Genomic DNA, 20,364 nt, shown 5'->3' on the forward strand with positions numbered 1-20,364 from the left:
TAGGAACCACGCTGGTCATGGCGCGTTGGACGGATAAGAATGATGCGTTCATCGCGTAATGATCCTTACACACCATATACACCATGCGTTTACCTTTGAACAACTTGACAGTGCTCTCCCTGCTGTGCGCCCTGGGAATGTCCATGACCGGCGCCCTGGGGACGGAAAGCTTTGAACAGGCCAAGCGCGGCAAGTTCACCAGCCTGCAAACCGAATACGGCCCCCTGTCCTGCGCGGATGGAGTGGCGGAAATCGGGGGAACGGGAAAAACCGGAAATTCTTCATTGCGGATGTTCGGCGGGAAAGATGCCGAACTCAAACTGGATTTGAAGGACGTACCCACCACGGAAGTGCGGCTTTCCGCCTGGGCGGAACGCTGGACGGGGCAGGCCCCCTTTGAATTTTCCATCACGGCGGTTGGCTCCCAGGGAGAAAAGGAAATCTATGACGGCAAAAATATCAAGACGGGCGGATTCAAGACAAAGATTGAAGCGCGCGTTCCCGCAGGCACCCGTTCCCTGGTTTTCAAGCTGACGGCTCCGGAAAACAAGGGGCTGAAACTGGACGACCTGTTTATTGTCCCCTCCATTCCCATGAAAGTGGACCCCCGCGTGGAAATGTCCGCTCCGGTGGCTCCCGTGATCAAGCGCATTCCGGGCAATCCCGTTCTTTCCGTGAACGTGAAAACGGAAGGATGCCTGAATCCCGTTTCTCTGAATGCCGTCAATCTGGATTTTTCCGGGACGGCCAGGCTGGCGGACATTGAATCCGTGACGGTCGTGCGCGGCGGGGAAAAACCGGAATTCCCCGAGGGTGCGGTTACATTCCCTGAAGACCCGGCCCAGGTTCTGGGTACGGTCCGTATTTCCGGCGGCATGAAGCCCCGGATTTCCGTCAGGGGCAATCTGGAACTGGAACCCGGTGACAATCACCTGTGGGTGTGCGTCACGATGAAGGACGGAGCCTCGCTGGACGGCAAGGTGGTTGTGCGCCCCGCCAGCGTTGTGGCCGGCAACAAGCTGATGAAAGTGGCGGATGCCGCCCCCGTGGCGCAGCGCATCGGTGTGGCGGTGGTGAAGCCCGGGGATTTCAACTCCAAATTCTACCGCATTCCCGGCCTGGTTCGGACGAAGAAGGGGACCCTTCTGGCGGTTTATGATATTCGCTACAATCATTCCGGCGACCTTCCGGCCAATATCGACGTAGGCGTGAGCCGTTCCACGGATGGGGGACGCACCTGGTCCGACGTGAAGATTGCCGTGGACGATTCCAAAATAGACCCTGCCAGGAAGGATGCCAAGGGCGTGGGAGACCCCGCCATTCTGCTGGATGAAAAAAACGGCCGCGTGTGGGTGGCCGCCATTTGGAGCTACAGGCATTCCATCTGGGGCAGCAAGTCCGGGGACAATTCCCCGGAAACCTGCGGCCAGCTGGTGCTCGCCAGCAGCGACGACGACGGCCTCACCTGGTCCAAACCCGTCAATATCACGGAGCAGACCAAGGACAAGGACTGGCGGATTTTATTCAACGGCCCCGGAAACGGCATCTGCATGAAGGACGGCACCCTCGTCTTTGCCGCCCAGTACTGGGACGGCAAGGGAGTGCCATGGTCCACGATCGTTTATTCCAAGGACCAGGGCAAAACCTGGCACTGCGGTACGGGCGTCAGCCAGCAGACTACGGAAGCTCAGGTTATTGAGCTGAAAGACGGCTCCATCATGATCAACGCCCGCTGCAACTGGGGCGGTTCCCGCGTGGTGGGAGTGACGAGGGATCTGGGCAGGACCTGGGAAAAACATCCCACCAGCCGTACTGCCCAGCTCAGGGAGCCCGTCTGCCAGGGCAGCCTCCTTGCCGTGGATGCCGTGCCCGGAGCGGGCAAGTTGGTTCTGTTCTCCAACCCGAACACGACGTCGGGCCGTTCGCACATGACGCTCAAGGCTTCTGTGGATGACGCCTCCTCCTGGCTGGAAGACAAATGGCTCCTGTACGACGAGCGCGGCTGCTGGGGGTACTCCTGCCTGGCGCCCGTGGATAAAAACCACATCGGCGTTCTGTATGAGGGCAGGGGTGCTTTGAACTTCCTGAAAATTCCTTACAAAGACGTTTTAAATGCGGGCGGCGGCCATTAATGCCGCCTGCGGGGCATGAAACTTTTCCGGCCCGCTTCCTTCGGGGAGCGGGCCTTCTTTTAAATACGTTTGTTGCGCATGAAAGCGACCGTGAACCGATTTTTTCTCGGGAGAGAGGAGAATGGGATACTGCGGGACGGCGGAAAATCTTTCAGGACAGGAAGGAGGCCAGAGCCTCCTTCAGCATGTTCCGGGCGCGGAACAGAAGGCTTTTAGTAGCCGGAACGGTCATTTCCAGCGTTTTGGCTATTTCCTCGTAAGGCATGTTCTCAAAGCGGCGGAGTTGGACGGCCAGGCGCGCCTTTTCCGGCAGGGCTGCAATGGCGTCATCCACGGCTTGCTGAAGCTCCGTTTGCTGTAGCGCGGCGTCCGGGGATTGGGAGCCTTCCAGAAACAGAATCGCACCTCCTTCCTCCTCAATGGCATCCGCGGAAGTGGTGGGCTTGCGCTTCTGGCGGCGGATTTCATTGAACACCAGATTACGGAGAATCGTGAACATCCAGGTGGTGAAACGGGCGGAAGCCTCGTAATTTTTTGCCCCACGCCATACGCGGATAAATACCTGCTGGGCGATGTCCTCTACCTCCGGGCCGTTGTTCAGCATGCGGGCCACCGTGGCATACACGGAATGCTGGTGTTTGCGGATCAGCATCTCCATGGCGGAGGCGTCCCCGTCCCTGACCCTCAGCATCAGCAGGGCGTCTTCATCCGGTGCGGCGGATGGCATGTCTCGTGCTTCGTCCATGAAAATTCCCTTGTATAAACACCGCTCCCGGGGGAAGGTTGTGCCCGGAAGGGCGGATGGCCCGGAAAATATATTTATCCCATTCTATCAGGATGACGAGATGAAAACGGGTCTGTTCCCCCTTTTTGCGGGATTCCCGCCCGGAAGGTGGAAAGGGATGAATTTCCCGCTCATCCAGAGCCACATGTCGGAAACGCCGGGGAAAATCTTCCGGCATCTTCCTGTCCTGCTGACCGGAACGAAAACGCTTGGATGCTGCTGATGGCCGTGCTACTCTCCTGCCAAGTTCGGCAGGGGTGCCACAGACAAAGGCTGAGATTGCGGCAGCATGCTGTTTCCGCAGGACCCTTCAAACCTGATGCGGGTAATTCCGCCGCAGGGAGTTCGATCAAGCGGGCCGTGTCCCGTTTCTTGCGGATGTTCCGTTCGGCGGCGTATCCCTTGCCGGTACTCAACAGCATCCATGCCATGAACGATACCGCCAAATTGTCTTATCCTGGGTCCCGCCGCGTCTATATTCCGGGCCGCCTTCATCCGGACGTGCAGGTTCCCATGAGGGAGGTTGTCCTGAGCGACACCCTGCTGCCGGACGGCACCACCCACCCCAACGACCCCGTACGCATTTACGACTGTTCCGGCCCGTGGGGGGACGGAGCCTATGAAGGATCCGCGGAGCAGGGGCTGCCCGCCCTGCGCGCCGCATGGATACGCTCCCGCGGCGATGTAAGGGAAGTGGGTGCGGAGAAGGGCCCCTGCCTCCAGGCCGCCGGGGAAAACCCCGTGACCCAGCGCCACTATGCCCTGAACGGACTGATTACGCCGGAGATGGAGTTTGTGGCCATCCGTGAAAATCTGGGCCGCGAACAGGCATTCAAGGCTGTTTACGACCGTTACCCGAATGAAAAGAGCCGTCCGGACGAAGCCGGAGAAATCCTGGACGCGCTGACGGTGATGCCGCGCCCGTCCGAGCTGGAAGCCGCGGAGGGATTCGGACCATCCAGCATGGTGGCGCGCGACCGCCTGGACCATCAGCACGCGCCGGAGCGCAGGCGCGGCTGCCGCATGCCTGCTTATTTCACGCCTGAATTCGTCAGGGATGAAATCGCCGCGGGCCGCGCCCTTATTCCCGCCAACATCAACCACCCGGAATGCGAGCCCATGGCCATAGGCCGCAATTTCCTGGTGAAAATCAACGCCAACATTGGCAATTCCGCCCTTGGCTCCAGCATTGAGGAGGAAGTGGAGAAACTGCGCTGGGCCATCCACTGGGGAGCGGACACGGTAATGGACCTGTCCACCGGGAAAAACATCCATGCCACGCGCGAGTGGATTCTGCGCAACTCCCCCGTTCCCATCGGCACCGTTCCCATTTACCAGGCGCTGGAAAAAGTGGGTGGAAAGGTGGCGGACCTGGGCTGGGATATTTTCCGGGACACCCTCCTTGAGCAGGCCCGCCAGGGCGTGGACTACGTGACCGTGCACGCCGCCCTGCTGCTCAGGTTTGTGAACCATACGGCCCGACGCATGACCGGGATCGTCTCCCGCGGCGGTTCCATCATGGCCCAGTGGAGCATGATCCACGAGCAGGAAAACTTTCTTTACACCCATTGGGATGAAATTTGCTCCATTCTGGCGGCGTACGACATTGCCGTCTCCATCGGCGACGGGCTGCGCCCCGGTTCCGTGGCGGACGCCAACGACTTCGCCCAGCTTGCAGAATTGGAAATCCAGGGGGACCTGACCATGCGCGCCTGGCGTGCCGGCGTCCAGGTGATGAACGAGGGCCCGGGCCATGTGCCCATGCACCTCATTGCGGAAAACATGAACAAGCAGCTTGAATGGTGCATGGAAGCCCCCTTCTACACGCTTGGACCGCTGGTGACGGACATTGCTCCGGGCTACGACCATATCACCGGAGCCATCGGCGGGGCGATCATCGGCCAGCGCGGCTGCGCTATGCTCTGCTACGTCACCCGCAAGGAACACCTGGGCCTGCCGGACAGGGAGGACGTGCGGGAAGGTGTGGTCACCTACAAGCTGGCGGCCCATGCGGCTGACCTGGCGAAGGGCCATCCCTCCGCCCAATGGCGGGACAACGCCCTGGCCCAGGCCAGGTTTGAATTCCGCTGGGAGGACCAGTTCAACCTGTCCCTGGACCCGCAGAAGGCCCGCTCCTACCATGATCTGACTCTCCCCCACGCCAACGCCAAGAAAGCCCATTTCTGCTCCATGTGCGGTCCGGATTTCTGCGCCATGCGCCTGAGCCAGGATATTCGCCGCCGTTCCGCTGGAAAATGATCCTCCGTTCATTCCCGGAAGCCCGGCTGAGGCCTCCGGGAATGGTAGGCGTTCCGGAAGCGGAAGTGTTAAAAATGGGATGACACTGCATCAATTTGTGCTATGGTGTCCCATAAGATGAATACCTTTTTTCATGCAATAGGAACGGCCTCCTTTTCTCTGGCCGTAGCTTCCGCCACTCTCGCCGCTCCGGTCTGGGAAACTGATTTCAACAAGGGACTGGAGACAGCCAGGGCCGAAAACCGTCCCGTGATGGTGGAATTCACCGGCTCCGACTGGTGCCCGCCCTGCAAATATCTGCGCAGCACCATTCTGGACTCTCCGGAATTTGCAAACTATGCGGACAAAAACAAGCTGGTGCTCGTGGAACTGGACTTTCCGCGTACGCCGGGAAAAATCTCCAAGGAACTCATGAAGGAACGTGAGGATATCATGCGGCGGTACGGTGTTACCGGCTTTCCGACCGTGATGCTGATGGACGGAACCGGAGCTCCCCATGCCCGGATCGTGGGGCCCACGAAAACGGCGCCGGAATATCTGGAAAAGCTGGAAAATGCCCGGGAACTGAAAAACTCGCTGAATGGTGAAATCGCCGCTGCCCGGATGCTCTCCGACAGCGAACGGGCTGCCGCCCTGGCGAAGGCTCTGGAAAAAGTACCTGAAGAATTGCAGGGATACCACAAGGAATTGATCGCGGAAATCATGGCGTCTGATCCGGAAGACCGGTTCGGATACGGAAAGAAGGAGAAGGAAGCGCGCCTGATGGCGCAGCAAAGAGAGATGCTTGAGCAGTTCTATCTCTCTCAGAGAGGGAAGGTAAGGGGTGAGGAGGCCCAGAAGAGTCGCGAGGAAGCTGGGAAAATACTGGCGTCTCCCGATCTCCTGCCGTCCATCCGCCTGAAACTGAATAAATTCATCAGTGACAGCTATGCCTTGGAACGCAACTATCCTAAATCCCTGGAATACCTGAAAATCGCACGGGATTCCGATCCCGGCTCCAAGGAATCCGCCAGGCTGCAGCCCTGGATAGAAAATATGGAAAAAATCATAGCCGGCGAAAAATAAGGGGCCTGCATTCCTTGTTCTTGCTATTTTCCCGTTCATGCGGCTGAATACGGTTTCCTGCCCTCCCTAGGGAGGGCAGGGTGATTTTTCCGTACAATATTTAGACAAAAGAAAGACGGCATTCCGCTATGATGATAGAAAGACCGCAAGACGAGGAAATGAATATGTCCGCACAGGCCAGGGAACAGGAAATGAATGAGGATGCCGACCATCTGCTGAGCTGGGATGAATGGCTGCGCCGCCATGTGTCCCAGCTTCTCCTGTTCGCACGCCAGCAATCCCGTTCCGCGGAGGATGCGGAGGACATCCTTCAGGATGCCCTGATCCGCCTGGCGCGCAAGGAAGCCGCAGGGGAATTCATGGGCGGCCAGGAAGCGTGGCTTTCCTATGTCTTTGCCTCCATCCGCCGCCTGGCCGTGGACTATGGACGCAAGGCGGACCGCCGCCAGAGGCGCGAGGACGAGGCGTGCAGCGCCGATCCGGCGCAGGATGCGTGTGCGGACCCCTGGTTTTCCAGCTCTGCGGCGGATGAGGAGCTCAAGCAATTCATGGAGATGCAGCTCAAAAAGCTCCCTTCCAAATTTTCCGAAGTCATTGTGCTGAAAATATGGGGTGAACAGACCTTTCTGCAGATAGCGGAGACGCTGGAAATATCCCAGAACACGGTGGCAAGCCGTTACCGCTACGGCATTGACATGCTCCGGAAAGCGTTGAGAAATAGAAAAGAAGAAATTTGAACATACCTGCTCCACTCTTATGAAACATGAATTAGCATCATCCTCAGAGGAAGACGGCGGCGGTACCGCCACTATCCAGCCTCTCCCCGTATCCGATGAACTCATTGCCCGCCTGGCCGGCAGGTGTGAGGAAATATTCCCCCTGAATGACCGCGTCCGGCATGAAATTTCCGATGAAGAAATTCATGAAATGGAATCCCTGTTGAAACGTTTGCAGCCGGCGCCTGCAAAAATCCTGTTTCGGGAACAATGCTGCTCCCTGATGTGCGCTGAATCCGAGCGTGAAATGGAAGACCGCCTGAAAAAATTCTCCGCCTCCTCCATGCTGGAATTCTCCGTCTGCAAAATGGCTTACGCCATGGATGCCGAGGGGGAGGTAAAACAGGGAAAAAACGTTCCCGGCCGCCTGTGGAGGAAGCTGGCCTATATCTCCGGAATCTCCGTGGCAGCGGCTGTTGGGGCCGTGCTGCTCATTCAGAATACCTTTGACGCCCGTAGTGAAGGAGCAGGGGCCATTGCGGAAAAATCGGAAAGCGTCCCCCTTCCGGAAGAGCACCAGGAATCCTACCGTAAAGCTACCATCTTTGAACTCCAGGGGGGAGACGAGCGCGTGCCTGTCGTAGCCCCGGCAAACAGCAGGAAAATCGTTCCTGAAAGGGAATATTGAGTAATTCTTCAATGGCCGTTCAGTAGCGCCAGCCCCGGATTCCGATGATCCGGGGCCTCTTTTTTGCCGTGGATTGAAAAAAATATGCAAATTTTTGAACATGCAGTGTCCGGACATTGTATATTATCTCACATGAATATGAAAACCTGTACCTTTCTGACATTGGGGCTGTTGATAAGTACGGGTTCCGGTTTCTCTATTGACCGGCCCGCTGGAAATACTGCCGCTCTTCAGTCTCCCTCTCTTACTCCTTATCCTTCCCGGCCTGCGCCTCTGCCTGCGTCCCGGCCCGTGAGGCTGGGCATTGTGCCCGGCACGGTTCCGCAGGCGCTTGTGGCCCAGCTGGAGCTCAGCGGATTTCCCGGCGTGCTGGTGACCAAGGTCATTCCGGACAGTCCGGCGGCCAAGGCTGGCTTGCAGGAAAACGACGTCGTTGTCAAGCTGGGGGACATGTCCCTGTCCGGCCCCCGTTCCGTGACGGAAGCTTTGGCGGACAAGGCGCCGGGAGACAAAATAACTGCAGTGCTTTACCGTAAGGGCAAAAGGGAAACGGCAGACCTGACTCTGGATGCCGGAACGCTTTCCGCCGAGGAAATTCTTGCGGCCCAGGGTGATCCCCGTTCGCATCCCCGTACGTCTCCCGGTGGATTTTCCCCCCGTCCCGCCCTGCCTCAGGGGCTGCTCGGGACGCAGCCGGATGCCTTTGACCGGATGCAGAAGATCATGGATGAATTCCTGAAAAATTCCGTGATGGATGATCCCGGAATGGATGATGTCTTTAGCAGGATGAACCTGACTCCTGGATCGGCCCAGGTGCTCAGAAGCCTTCAAAATCTGCAGAAGATGCCCATGCCCTCCATGGGGAACCTTCCGGGGGGAGCCTCTGGCTCTTCATCCGTCCGCATGACGGACAACAACGGCACGATTATTATTTCCTCCAACTCTCAGACCGGGACCTCCGTTCATGTAACGGACCCCTCCGGAAAGGTACTTTATTCTGGTCCCTACAACACCCAACAGGAAAAGGACGCCGTGCCTGAAGCTGTTCGGGAGCGGTTGAAAAACATAGAAACCAACTTCTGCTTTTAAAATTTCTGCTGAATATTCATGATCATGTTAAGGATGGCTGCTCCGTTTACCGGAGCAGCCATTTTCATTGCCGGGAAAACCGTGAAAAGCCCGTCAGCGGATGCCAGTCAATTTCCTGTATGTTTCCAGTGCGAAGGAATCCGTCATGCCGGAAATGTAATCCAGCATATGGATCAGGCGTTTTTCCCGTGACTCTTCATCCGCAGGCAAAAGGGTTCCCTGCAAAAGGATGGCTACCTTTCTGGCTTGTCCAGAACCGGGGTTGTCCACCCATTCCATGAAAAAGTCGATCAATTCTCCCAGCACCTTGTAGCCCATGGCCTCCACCTGAATGACGTCCTGCGTCTGGTAAACGTCGCGTATGGCGTCCTGATACAGGCGGTCCAGCGGTGTGGCCAGTTCGGAAACGTCAATGAGGGACTTTTCTAAGCACCCGCCCAGAAGGCGGTCTTCATGGACCTTGAAACTCTCCACCACGGCGCGGATGCTTCTGCCGATCGCCAGAGCACGCATGTAATGCACGCAGGAATCCTCCTCCCTCCGTACTGCCAGATCTTCGGCATACTCCCTTTGAGAGAGAGTCAGGAAGGGATGGAACAGTTCCATGACGTGGTCGAACCTCAGGATTCTTGAGAAAAAGCCGTCTTCGATATCCGCAATGCGGTAGCAGATATCGTCCGCAGCTTCCATCAGGAAAGCCAGGGGATGGCGGCACCAGCAAAGGTCGTTTCCTTTCGCCTCCGTTCGGGGAATCAGGCCCAGTCTGGACGCTACGAAGGCGGCGGCTCCTCTTTCCTGGACGCCTATGCCGAACTTTTTGCATTCCAATGTATTGGGGTGAGAAAGAAAACCTTGTTTTACGTTAAAGGAATAGGACTGCGTGCAGGGATACTTCATGAAAGCGCCCAAAACGGCCGCCGTCAGTTTCAGGCCCTTGCCTTCCATGGAGTCTCCGGTGCGGGTCAGGATGCGGAATCCCTGCGCGTTCCCTTCAAACGGGTGTGAGAGCCCATGCCGGGACAGGGCCGTCTCAATGGCATCCTCCCCGGAATGGCCGAACGGAGGATTCCCGATATCGTGCGCCAGGCAGGCAGTGGAAACGATGGTCGCCAGGTCGGAAGGGATGATATGGGCGGGCAGCGCGTCCTTTCCGGCAAGCCATTCTCCCACCAGCATGCCCAGGGAGGAGCCGACGTGGGCTACCTCCAGGCTGTGGGTAAGGCGGGTGCGCACGTAATCGTTGCGCCCCAGAGGAAACACCTGCGTCTTATCCTGAAGGCGGCGGAAAGCGCTGGAAAACAGGATGCGCCCGTAATCACGGTCATAATTGCTGCGGTGCTTCTGCGGAGCCGCCGTGCTCTGGTGGCTTGATCCCCAGCGGGCGTCTGACAGAAGCTGTTCCCAATTCATCTTTTGCGGCACGTTGCCGATGATAAGGGCGTGCGGTGCGGAAACAAGCAAAAACAGGAGGGTAAAGGCGTCAATAAGTCAGCATCAGGCCCACGCCCCAGTGCAGGTTATTGTCGTAATTGGTGGAAATGCTCACATGAGGCGTCAGGATGTAGTGCAGACCAACGGAATAATCCCGGTCCGTGTTCAGGGAAAAGCTCAGGCGCAGGCGCGATGTCAGCGGAATATCGTCCCGTTCAAGCTGGAGCCGCACCTTCCCGTCGGTGTCAATGCGGGCGTCCGCCACCAGCAGCAGGGGCAGCGTGTACCGCGTTCCCAGCGTGCCGTCCAGTTCGCGGTCCTTCCTGGTAGTCTGGCGGAACATGTTGCGTTCCCCGGACTCGCCCTTCCTGTATGTCCAGTCCATGCCGATGTAGGGATAAAGCCACTGTTTTTCTCCGATGTACCTGCCCAGGCGCGCTTCCGCTTCATAGCCTCGGGTCTCCTTGTACCCTGTTTGCCATTCTCCCTGGATGCTCCAGCGCGTGCCGCCGAACTCCAGATCTCCTATATTCCCGTTGGAGGCAAAATCATTATTCACGGTCAGGTACCATTTGCGGTCCATCGCGTAAACGTGCTGGAGCGCCTGCCGGGGATGGGGGAGCTGCGGGTTGGGAGGAGAATCCTCGTACGTGAAAATCCGGCCCATGCCGCTCATCATGTGGTACAGGATGTGGCAGTGGAAAAACCAGTTGCCCCGCGTCTTCTCCGCGGCATTGAACTCAATCACCTGCGTAGCCATGGGCTGGATATCCACCGTGAACTTCAGCGGGGAAAAATCCCCGTGCCTGTTGACCAGGCGGAAAAAATGCCCGTGCAGGTGCATGGGGTGCCTCATCATCGTATTATTGGTCAGGATGATGCGGACATTCTGGCCTTCCCGGATCATAATCCGGTCCGTTTCCGACAGCGTCCTGCCGTTAATACTCCAGACGTAGCGGTTCATGTTTCCGGTCAGTTGGAAATGCAGCTCCTTCACGGGAACGCCGGAGGGAAGGTTCGTTCTTGCGGGAGACCTTAGCATGTCGTACGTCAGCGTAACCTCTCCTTCGTCTTCCTGCATGTCCTCCGCATGATGCTTTCCATGGGAGCTGTCGGAAGACATGGACATCATGTGCATGCCACGCGCACGGGGAGAATCCATACCTCCGGACATGTTATGATTCATGTGCTTCATGCCGGGCATGGAGCCGGAGCCCATGGTCATCATCTTCATGTTCCCGCCCATGGTCATCATGCCGTTCATCCTCTTCATGTTCTTGAAATAATTCAGCTTGGGAAAGGGACGCAGGGGCAGCTTCTCCCCATGTCCCAGCCACAGGGAGGAAGACCCGGTGGTATCCTCCGCCGTCGCCTGGAACTCGAAAGCCCTTCCTGTTTCCGGCACGGTCAGGATCACATCGTAGGTCTCTGAAACGGCGATAATCATCCGGTCCACGTCCACGGGGACCACGTCCTTGCCGTCGCTGGCCACGACGAGGATTTTCCCGCCGGAATATCTGAGCCAGAAATAAGTGGAGGACGCCCCGTTCACGATGCGCAGCCGCACGCGGTCCCCGGCCTTCAAACGGGGCAGGGAAGCATGCGGGCTCCCGTTGAGCAGGAAGCGTTCGTAATAAACGTCGCTGACGTCCATCGGGTTCATGCGTTTCCATTCGCTGGTCAGCTTGGTGCCCAAATAGCCGGCTCGGAGCGCCTCCCAGTAGCTCTGCACGCTCCCCTTCCGGATGGAAAACCAGTCGGACCCCGTATGGAGTTTTCTATTCACCTCGTTCGGATTCTCATTGGTCCAGTCGCTTAAAACCAGGGTGTATTCCGGCAGGGTGTCCTCCGCTCTGCGCGCCGGATCGTTCCTGCGCTTGTGGACGACGAAGGCTCCGTACAGTCCGCTCTGCTCCTGAAGACCGCTGTGGGAATGGTACCAGTACGTGCCGTTCTGGATAATGGGAAAAGTATAAGTATGGGTGGCATGGGGCTTCACGGGGGCGGAAGTCAGGTAGGGCACGCCGTCCTGGTCATTGGGCACCAGAAGGCCGTGCCAGTGGAAGGACGTCTCCGTATCCATCATGTTGTGCACCCGGATCACCGCCGTGTCCCCTTCCGTGAAATGCAGCACGGGACCGGGAATGCTGCCGTTGATGCTCATGGCGGGACGAGCCGTTCCCGTGAAATTGACGGGGGTATTCCGTACGTACAGGTCGTATTCCACCGTCTCTGCCTGGGCCGGCGGATGAAAGACATACCCGTAAAGGCAAAAGAGAAGGAAGAAATAATGCGGAAACCTGAACATGAAAAAATGGTGCTGGCAGGAAAGACCGTGCCGCCTCCTTCCCGGTTCAAAATGAAAATGTGAGGATGCGTCATATTCTGGAATAAAAAACAGAGCCGGGAGTAAAACTCAATTTATCCAAACGGGGAAATGTTCCGGACTGCTTCCTTGTAATGGGCAGGAAAAGAAAAGGGGGACAGTTGATTGAACAATAAAAAGCGGGGGCTTGTCCGTAAGGAACAGACGCATCAAACTCCATGATTCCCATGAAAGCCTTCATCATTTCAACCTGCATCGCTCTGTTAGCCATGTGCGCCTCCTTTTCTCAAGAAGCCCGTTCGGAATCCGGAATTGAACCCGTTGCTTCATTCAAGGGAGCCCAAGTAACCGGAGTCACGGTCACGGACAAGGGCAGAATCTTCGTCAACTTCCCCCGCTGGCATGAAACAATACCCTGCTCCGTGGCGGAGGTGGACCGGCAGGGAAACTTCAAACCCTATCCGGACGAGAAAACCAACCGGTGGGAAAAAGGAAAAACACAAGATGACGACGCGTTCGTATGCGTGCAGTCCGTCGTTGCCGACGGAGACCGGCTTTACATCATCGATACGAAAAATCCGATGATCGGAACCACGGTGGCGACACCCACCTTGTACGTCTACGACCTCGACACCAACAAGATGATCAGGAAATACCCACTCTCGGAATCGACCAAGCCCAAGTCCTATGTCAACGACCTGCGCGTGGACCGCGAGCACGGCAAAATCTACTTTACGGACTCGAACGAACCCGGATTGATCGTGCTGGACATCAAGAGCGGAGAAAACTACCGCATGCTGGACAACCATCCCTACACGACGGCGGAGCAGGACCACATCACCGTCAACGGCAGGCGGCACGACGGGAAAGTCCATTCCGACGGCATAGCCCTGGATAAAAAGAACGGCATCCTCTATTTCCATGCCTTGACGGGCAGAACCCTGTACGGAATACCGGTGCGCCAGTTGATAGACCGCCGGATAGACGAGGAAAAAATCACCAAAATGAAAACGCCTTCGCCCGACGGCATGATCATGGACAGCCGGGGCAACCTCTATATGGGTGATCTGGAAAACAACAGCATCGTGTACCTGACTCCGGACCGCAAAAACATCCGGACACTTGCCTCCGGAAAGGAAATCAGCTGGCCGGACACGTTCAGCATCCATGACGGATATCTCTACTTCACCAACTCCCGCATCCAGGAAGCCCAGGACGACATTTCCGACATGGTATTCAACCTGGAAAAGGTCAAACTGCCGGAATAAAGGATCCGCCGGAGTTCCAACGTCAGAAGTACTTCCGTTGGCAATGGCGCCTCCATTTCCTTCGTGATTGCGGTTGTTGATAAACTGAACGTTGTCTAGGCGGACAAGTGCGCCCTGTGACGAAATAGTCTCCGCTGTCCGGCTGGACATGAAGAACCTTCAGCCGGAAGTCCGGGAATGGACGGCGGAACGCCGGGATATGGATTCCAACCGTCATATCAACAATGCCGCCTATCTGGTTTGGGCGCTGGAATCCCTGCCGGAAGCCTGGCAGGAGGAACATGCCCTGATTGGCATTCACCTGCATTTCAGGAAGGAAAGCCATGCCGGGGAACAGATGAAGTCCCTATTGTTCCGCCAGGAGAATCTTACCTGCCACCATATCATGCAGGGGGATGAATTGCGGGCGGAGGCGGTGCTGGAGTGGGATGTGTGAGTGGAATGGACCCGGTGGACAAAATAGTAAAGGGAAAACGCTACCCGTCCATTAAGTCCATTGTGTCCATTCCCGCCCAACAACAAGGCCGCCCCGGTTCATCCCGGGCGGCCCTGTGGTTTTGCAGCAGAAGCGGCGTTTCCGCCGCTCCTCCGGCACCTTAACCTTCTTTAGAAGTCGTAGCGGTAGCCTATGCTTCCGTTCAGGGAGCTGGCTCCGTCTCGGATGTCCGCGTTGCCGTTCACAAAGATCGTCCCCTGCGTCCCTACCGGCACGCTCAGACCCGCTCCTATCTGCAACGCCGTCCTCCCTACTTTCGCTCCACGCACTTGCTGCGTGTAGCCGGGGTTGGCCAGGAAGCCCACTGCCGTTTCTCCACGGTCGTCTCCCAGGTCCTGGGCCGCGTTGACACGCAGTTCCGCCAGCGCTTCCCTTCCGAAGAGGTTGCTGCCTACAAGACCCATCCACCGGCCGCCCAGGGCAAGCGTGCCCGTCGTCCATTCCTGCTTGTCCACGCTCAGACCCGCGTTGCCCGCTCCCGTTTCACGGTAGCCGTCCATGCGCGTGGTCACCACCGAGGCGTTGAACAGGGGCTGCAGGATGCTGCTCCTGTCTTCGTTGAGGTAGATGTCGTAGGTGAGTTCATACATCGCTCCAAGGCCCCAGCCGTTGGTGCTGCCTTCCGTTCTGTAGCTGCCCGCTCCGTAGTCCACCGTCCGGTTGAGTTTGGCGTCGTTCCACCCGCCCGTCAGGATGAGCGTGTGGGCCCATCTCTTGCTCTGGTAGCGCCCGAAGAGGTTGGCGTAGTAGCTGTCCAGGTGGCCATCGGCCGTGTCCGCCGCGCTGGCCGTCAGGTCGCCGTAGTTGGCCGTGAAGGCCGCCCCCATCGTGAAGGAGTCGCTGAGGTCCACGTCCACCCCGAAGGTGCCTCCCCAGGTGGTGAGCTTGTAGCCGCTTTCATCACCTTTAGTGTCCAGCTGGGCGTAGGAGCCCGTGCCTTCCATCCACATGTGGAAGTAGGGAAGGTCTTCGTTGATGTAGGCGGGGTTGACGCCCATTTGGTTGGTGCGGTTGCGTATCCATCCCATTTGTTCGCGCAGGGCGTCGCGCTGGGCAGTGCCCAGGGCGTTGACCGTGGAGCCCGCTGCCGCCGCCATGGAACGAGCGGCCCCGGACAGGTTGCCGTTGCTGATCATGGTACTGACGCCATTCATGAATTGGGCCAGTTGAGAGTCGGAGTCCAGGTTTTTGCGGGCTTCCCAGAGCAGGCTGGCTCCGGCCGCGGAATTCCACGTACCGGCCGCAGGGGCGAAGAGGTTTTCCTGCCGGAGTGTGGCATTGAGCAGGATGTCGTTTCCGTCGCGGCTCAGGGTGGCGTCCTGATAATAGACGGCGAAGAGGCCGGATATCTGGGCGGCGAGGCTTTGCCCTTCTTCCAGGCCGCTGATGTTGTCGGTGGCGCTCATCAGGATGACGTCATGGAGGTCGTTTCCTGCGTTCATGGTGGCATTGCCTTCCATGTTGGAGAGGAGGAAGTTGGCTCCGTCCTGTATGGTGATGGTGGCCGCCGTCAGCATGGGAGCGTCAAAGGGGCCATCCTGATTGAAATTGTAGATCAATTCCGTCGTGGAACCGTTCTGGAAGGTGATGCTTTCCACGTTGAGCGTGGTGTTGGCGCTGCCCTGGGCGTCCCCGGTGGCTTCAATACGCAGGGTGCCGTTGTTTTCGGCGGTGATGCTGTTGTAGTTCAGCGTGGGGGCGTCCGCGGTGCCTTTCAGGACCAGAATGCCTCCGTCACGGACGGCGAGGTTGTAGTTCGCATTGCCGGTTTGCAGGCATTGGGTGGTTTTCCCGGAGATGTTCAGGGTGCCGTCGCCTTCTAGAGTACCGGCGAAGGTTCCGGCGGAAGATGTCGCCGAGGAGATGGAGAGACTGCCTCCGTTCATGGACAGGGCGCCGGTTCCGGAGAGGCTGCTGATGGTGCCGGCTTCTTTTCCGGAGAGGTTCAGCGTGCCGTTGGCGGTGACTGCGGTTCCGTCCAGCCGGGCTTCTCCGCTCAGGGACAGTTCCGCCCCTTCCTGAATGCGGAGGGAGCCGGTTCCGGTGATGGTGCCGTAATCCATGCTGCTTGTTCCGGTCAGGTCGAGAGCGCCCTTAATAGTCAGGGTGCCTCCGGCTTCCGTGGCGGTGAGGATTCCGATTCCGGCGTTGCCGTTAATGGTCAGGCCGCCTCCTTCCAGCGTGAGGGTGCCCAGGGAGTTTTCCGCGCCGTTGAGTACGATGCCGCCTTCACGCAGAGTAAGGGTTTCCATGTTCATCGTTCCTCCAACCGTCAGTGTCCCGGTTCCTTCCTTGATGAAGGCAACGTTGCTGCCTCCCGTGATGCTGCCTCCCATGACGGTATCCTGGCCGGCCGGGTCAATGTCGTCTTCTCCCGTCGTCATTTCTTTGTTGTTGAGAATGACGACGGCCGTGCCATCTCCGGTGTTGTTGACGACCAGGCTGCTGCCGGAGGCTCCTATCAGGTTGTTGATTTTAGCTCCTTCGCCGTCTTCTTCTCCAGGAGTTCCAGCCAGGTTGACCGTCAAGGTCTGGCCACTGCCGATGACAACGCCGGCGTAGCCGGAGAGCGTTTGATAGGAGTTGACTTCGTGAGCGTTTCCTCCTTCCGCCTGCACGCGGTAGAGGCCGGTGGCCGCTCCGCTGAGCACCAAGCTGCCACCGTCCGTTCCTGTGACCCGGATGCCGTAGTTGGTCAGAAGGTCGGTAGTGAAGGCAATGTCGCCCAGGTTACCGACGGTCAGCGTTCCGCTGGTCAGGGTCAGGTAGCTGGAGGTGTCGTCGGTTTTGTGGTCCAGCAGAAGGTTGACAACGGCGTCGTTGCTCAGGTCCAGCGTCAGCCCTTCTCCCGCAATGGCCAGGTTCGGGTCGCTTCCCGTTCCGCTGCCGTTGCTGATGACAGCGTCGGATGCTTGCGTATCCTGGCCGATGTTTTCCGTCCCAAGGGCAATGGTAAGCCCGTCCAGGCCTCCTTCTCCTACAGTTACGGATCCGGTGACTCCGGTCAGACGGGAGCCGGCGGCGATATTCAACGTCCCCTTCATATGGCTGCCGTCGGCTCCGGAGAGGTTCAGGCTGCCTTCCATGATGGAAATTCCTTCCGTGATTCCGCCGAGGATGGTTTCTGCTTCTGCCGCGTCTGCCCCGAGTTTCAGGTCTCCCGCTCCGGTTTTGGTCAGGGCCGGGCTGTCGGTCAGCGCGTAGATGGTGGCGGAGCTCCCTTCTCCGCTAACGTTGATTTTGTCAAATTGGGTGAAGGTTGTGTGTTGGAAGTCCGTGGCTCCAAAGCTTCCCTTGAGTTCGAGCGTCCTGTCTCCCCCTACCGTCGCTCCGGCGCTTCCTCCAATGATGATGCCGCCTTCTTCCCCTTCTGCTCCAAAGACGCTTCCTTCCGTCAGAGAGACGAGTACGTCGCCTCCTACCGTGCCGCAGTTGCCTGCCCCGTAGATGTCGCCCAGGTAGGTCCCCGCCCCAAGGGTGACGGTGACGCTGCCGCCAATGCTGACGGGCAGGGCTGCGGCGTCTTCCGCCGTCCATGTGCTTCCTCTCCAGGAGCCGCCCACGATCATGCCTGTGAAGGTGGAGCCTCCGTCAATGGAGACGCCGGTGTTTCCGTTGGTGGTCAGCGTGGTGCCGTTCCCCCAGTTCCAGAAAGAGCCGCCCATGATGTTGCCCGTGAAGATGACTCCTTCTTTCCCGGTGATGGTGACGCTTGAACTGCCTTCCACTTTTTGTATGCCTCCGTTGCTTACGGATTTCGTGTTTGCGTAACTGCCCCCATAGATGTTTTTGACGAAGTTGTTTTGCCCGTCTGTGCCGGAGAGTTCCGCATTGCTTAAATCAACAGTTACCGAGGTGCTGCCTTGGATTGTCGTCCCTGAAACCTGGTTGGCCGTCCATGCGCTGCCGCCCGTGATGAAGTTCTGGTCTGTTACGTTGCCGAAGTCTCCCAGGTTGACGGTCGCGTTGTTGCTATACTGGATGTTGGTGACCAGGACGTTTGTGTTTCCTGTGATGATGGTGACGGCATTATGGGAGGAAGTGCTTCCTCCGATGATGGCTCCGGCCACGATGGCTTTATCCTTGACGGTAACGTTTGTGCTGCCCGTCAGGGTGGTGCTCGCTCCCTTGGTGTTCCCGCCGATGACGTGTTCCGCCGTGGCGTTTCCAGAGAGCTGCACATGGGTGTCCCCAGTCAGCGTGCTGGTCTGGAGGTTGGTGCCCCATTCATTGGTGACACCTCCGGCGATGATGCCGAATGCTCCTCCGTTGATGTCTATCCATATGTCCCCCTGGTAGTTGAGGTTGCCGGACGGCAGGGGCGCCCCGCTGTTGTATACCCCGGACAGGTTGATTTTAGTTCCGCCGGTGTTGGTGATTTGATAGACTTTGTCCCCGCTGGTCGTCAGGGTCCCGTTCAGATATCCCAGGCTGACGTTGGCCGCACTCCTCTCCCCAAGAGCCAGCGTAAAGGCGTTCTTGACCGTTTCTTCCAATGCCCCTCCCTCTCCCGCAGATACCCACGTCACACGGGATATCGCCTCGTCTTCTATCGTCAGCACGCTGCCTTCTATACTATATTGCCCTGTCTCTAATCCCGTAACGGTAAAATTCGTACCGAGGTTGTTTCCTAAATCAAACGTGTATCCCTGTTCTCCCTCCACCAGGCTGTCAAGCGCGCCGCCGATGTCAATGGTGCCTGAAGTGAAAGTTACATTTTCCTTGGTAAAGGAGGATCCGGATTCCGTATAGGTTAGCTTGGCTCCGGCAATGGCTGCGTTTTTCAATACGCCGGTGCCGTTCATGTTCAGAACGGCATTTGCCCCCAGAGTGGCGGAGGTGAAATCCAGCGTTCCTCCTGCCATGGTGATTATTCCGGAATAAGCCAAGGAAGAATTATTGATATTCAGGATGCCTCCTTGGGCCGTGATATTCGCGTTGATGACGGTTCCCGTCAGGTTTTGCGTACCTGTTCCGGCCATAATCAGATTTATTCCTCCCGTGGGAGTAGTGTTGCCGTTTACTCCGGAATGCTGCGTGGTTGCCCCGATACTTCCCCCATACGTGTAATTTCCGTTACCCGTCAGGGTAAGATTCGCTCTGGAGGAATTAGCCGACTGGACGCGCCCCTTATGTGTTCCGCTGAAGCCGTCGGCATCATTTAAACCGGCCAGAGAGGCGGCATTGGAAATTTGCAACGTCAGGGCGCTGGAACTTTGATTGATTGAGCCTGACAAATCTACCGTTGCGTTGGCGAGAGCCATTCCCGTAATCTGGAGAATGGCGCCGCCGGGCTGCGTCCCCTTCTGGGAAAGGATAATGTTCCCGGAAAAACTGCTTTCTTGGGAACCAAGCACAAACTTGGAGGCATAGCCGGCATTGCCGTTAGCCGCTACCAGCGTTAAATTTCCTTCTCCGGCAAATGCCCCGTTCAAATTGATGGTACAGGCGCCGTTCGCATTCTGATTAATGGTAAACGAGGAGCCTGCTCCGATATAAAGTCCTGTGGAATAATTGTTGTTTCCTGAATTTACATCAAGGTTGACGGATTGGCTCCCAGTAACTGAATACTCATTGGCGGGCTCATTGTTATTAAAGGTGGAGTCCGCTCCCCATGCGGGGGATTCAGATGTTGGGACGGCCAGGGAAACACTGGTGTAACAAGCCAGAACAGCCGCCAGCAGAGCAATAGGCAGGTGTAGACGCATTTTTGTTATGGTGTTAATTTTTATGTATTTATGCATAATAATACGGATTTGAAATCCGAAGTCAACGAAAATTTTTGATATGAAAACGTTTTAGAAAAGATGAGAAGAGTGAAGAAGAAGCAGGAAAGAAAGGGAGAAACTATGTGAATACATATTCAATAATATCACTATTAATGATTTAGATATTTCCCAAAATAAATCTAAATCTTTATCGAATTTCAAAACCGTTGCGCTAACCTTGGAGGATGATTGTAAAAAATTGTTTATCAATAGATTTCTTTGTTGATTATCTTTAAGACACGAGCACAAATTACTCGAATTCTTCTCCTACCGATAGACGAGCCACGCTAGTCATGCATCGTTGCTTTGGCAGGATTAGTCTGCGAAGGTATCACTTCCGAA

12 protein-coding genes and 1 riboswitch are annotated in these 20,364 nt (G+C 57.1%); of the genes, 8 read left to right on the plus strand and 4 right to left on the minus strand.

The genetic code is table 11. The features are described 5' to 3' along the window. The first annotated feature begins 95 nt into the window (after positions 1-95). Positions 96-2,132, plus strand: a complete 2,037-nt coding sequence (locus tag OQH67_RS10140) for a sialidase family protein (protein WP_215458848.1) — start codon at positions 96-98, stop codon at positions 2,130-2,132. A gap of 151 nt (positions 2,133-2,283) precedes the next feature. Here OQH67_RS10140 and OQH67_RS10145 read toward each other — a convergent pair whose 3' ends face one another. Beyond that, entirely contained in the window at positions 2,284-2,877 is a 594-nt protein-coding gene (locus tag OQH67_RS10145; protein ID WP_215437550.1) for an RNA polymerase sigma factor, read from the minus strand. Positions 2,878-3,159: 282 nt separating this feature from the next. Next, positions 3,160-3,277, plus strand: a riboswitch (TPP riboswitch). 68 nt (positions 3,278-3,345) lie between these two features. On the opposite strand from OQH67_RS10145, the gene thiC reads away from it, so the two are divergent. The 5 genes from thiC (at position 3,346) to OQH67_RS10170 (ending at position 8,733) form a co-directional block, all read left to right on the plus strand. Beyond that, positions 3,346-5,175, plus strand: a complete 1,830-nt coding sequence (gene thiC / locus OQH67_RS10150) for a phosphomethylpyrimidine synthase ThiC (protein ID WP_215437548.1) — start codon at positions 3,346-3,348, stop codon at positions 5,173-5,175. A gap of 117 nt (positions 5,176-5,292) precedes the next feature. Then, positions 5,293-6,240 (plus strand): thioredoxin family protein, encoded by a 948-nt coding sequence (locus tag OQH67_RS10155; protein WP_215437545.1) that lies wholly within the window; start codon positions 5,293-5,295, stop codon positions 6,238-6,240. Between the two features lie 164 nt (positions 6,241-6,404). Further along, a complete protein-coding gene (locus OQH67_RS10160; RefSeq protein WP_265145496.1) occupies positions 6,405-6,977 on the plus strand; it encodes an RNA polymerase sigma factor in 573 nt (190 codons plus the stop codon). Between the two features lie 19 nt (positions 6,978-6,996). Continuing rightward, positions 6,997-7,644 carry a hypothetical protein gene (locus OQH67_RS10165; protein WP_215437541.1) on the plus strand — a complete coding sequence of 216 codons (648 nt, stop codon included), beginning with the start codon at positions 6,997-6,999 and terminating at the stop codon, positions 7,642-7,644. A 291-nt stretch (positions 7,645-7,935) separates the two neighbouring features. Next, positions 7,936-8,733, plus strand: a complete 798-nt coding sequence (locus tag OQH67_RS10170; protein WP_215437539.1) for a S1C family serine protease — start codon at positions 7,936-7,938, stop codon at positions 8,731-8,733. A 93-nt stretch (positions 8,734-8,826) separates the two neighbouring features. On the opposite strand, the gene dgt is transcribed toward OQH67_RS10170, so the two are convergent. Next, on the minus strand, positions 8,827-10,194 hold the full coding sequence (dgt, locus tag OQH67_RS10175) for a dGTP triphosphohydrolase (protein ID WP_215437537.1): 1,368 nt from the start codon (positions 10,192-10,194) through the stop codon (positions 8,827-8,829). A gap of 19 nt (positions 10,195-10,213) precedes the next feature. Continuing rightward, positions 10,214-12,472 (minus strand): multicopper oxidase domain-containing protein, encoded by a 2,259-nt coding sequence (locus OQH67_RS10180; RefSeq protein WP_215437534.1) that lies wholly within the window; start codon positions 12,470-12,472, stop codon positions 10,214-10,216. Positions 12,473-12,717: 245 nt separating this feature from the next. Here OQH67_RS10180 and OQH67_RS10185 point away from each other — a divergent pair, with 245 nt between their 5' ends. Both OQH67_RS10185 and OQH67_RS10190 read left to right on the plus strand, forming a co-directional pair. Then, positions 12,718-13,758, plus strand: coding sequence for an L-dopachrome tautomerase-related protein (locus OQH67_RS10185; protein WP_067572635.1), 1,041 nt, complete (start codon positions 12,718-12,720; stop codon positions 13,756-13,758). Between the two features lie 148 nt (positions 13,759-13,906). Next, the gene (locus OQH67_RS10190) at positions 13,907-14,194 is read left to right on the plus strand and encodes an acyl-ACP thioesterase domain-containing protein (RefSeq protein ID WP_067572605.1); all 288 of its coding nucleotides are present in this window, start codon (positions 13,907-13,909) and stop codon (positions 14,192-14,194) included. Positions 14,195-14,364: 170 nt separating this feature from the next. Here the strand turns inward: OQH67_RS10190 and OQH67_RS10195 are convergent, their stop codons facing one another. Next, positions 14,365-19,962: an autotransporter domain-containing protein gene (locus OQH67_RS10195; protein WP_265145497.1), complete on the minus strand. Its 5,598-nt coding sequence runs from the start codon at positions 19,960-19,962 to the stop codon at positions 14,365-14,367. Positions 19,963-20,364 lie beyond the last annotated feature (402 nt).

The sequence above is a fragment of the Akkermansia biwaensis genome, from assembly GCF_026072915.1.
Taxonomy (GTDB): Bacteria; Verrucomicrobiota; Verrucomicrobiia; order Verrucomicrobiales; family Akkermansiaceae; genus Akkermansia; species Akkermansia biwaensis.

What these genes read in the sequence shown, in the direction of transcription:
- OQH67_RS10145 (WP_215437550.1), bottom strand. Translation starts at nt 2,877, where the DNA reads ATGGACGAAGCACGAGACATGCCATCCGCCGCACCGGATGAAGACGCC.
- thiC (WP_215437548.1), top strand. Translation starts at nt 3,346, where the DNA reads ATGAACGATACCGCCAAATTGTCTTATCCTGGGTCCCGCCGCGTCTAT.
- OQH67_RS10155 (WP_215437545.1), top strand. Translation starts at nt 5,293, where the DNA reads ATGAATACCTTTTTTCATGCAATAGGAACGGCCTCCTTTTCTCTGGCC.
- OQH67_RS10160 (WP_265145496.1), top strand. Translation starts at nt 6,405, where the DNA reads ATGTCCGCACAGGCCAGGGAACAGGAAATGAATGAGGATGCCGACCAT.
- OQH67_RS10165 (WP_215437541.1), top strand. Translation starts at nt 6,997, where the DNA reads ATGAAACATGAATTAGCATCATCCTCAGAGGAAGACGGCGGCGGTACC.
- OQH67_RS10180 (WP_215437534.1), bottom strand. Translation starts at nt 12,472, where the DNA reads ATGTTCAGGTTTCCGCATTATTTCTTCCTTCTCTTTTGCCTTTACGGG.
- OQH67_RS10185 (WP_067572635.1), top strand. Translation starts at nt 12,718, where the DNA reads ATGAAAGCCTTCATCATTTCAACCTGCATCGCTCTGTTAGCCATGTGC.
- OQH67_RS10190 (WP_067572605.1), top strand. Translation starts at nt 13,907, where the DNA reads ATGAAGAACCTTCAGCCGGAAGTCCGGGAATGGACGGCGGAACGCCGG.
- OQH67_RS10195 (WP_265145497.1), bottom strand. Translation starts at nt 19,962, where the DNA reads ATGCGTCTACACCTGCCTATTGCTCTGCTGGCGGCTGTTCTGGCTTGT.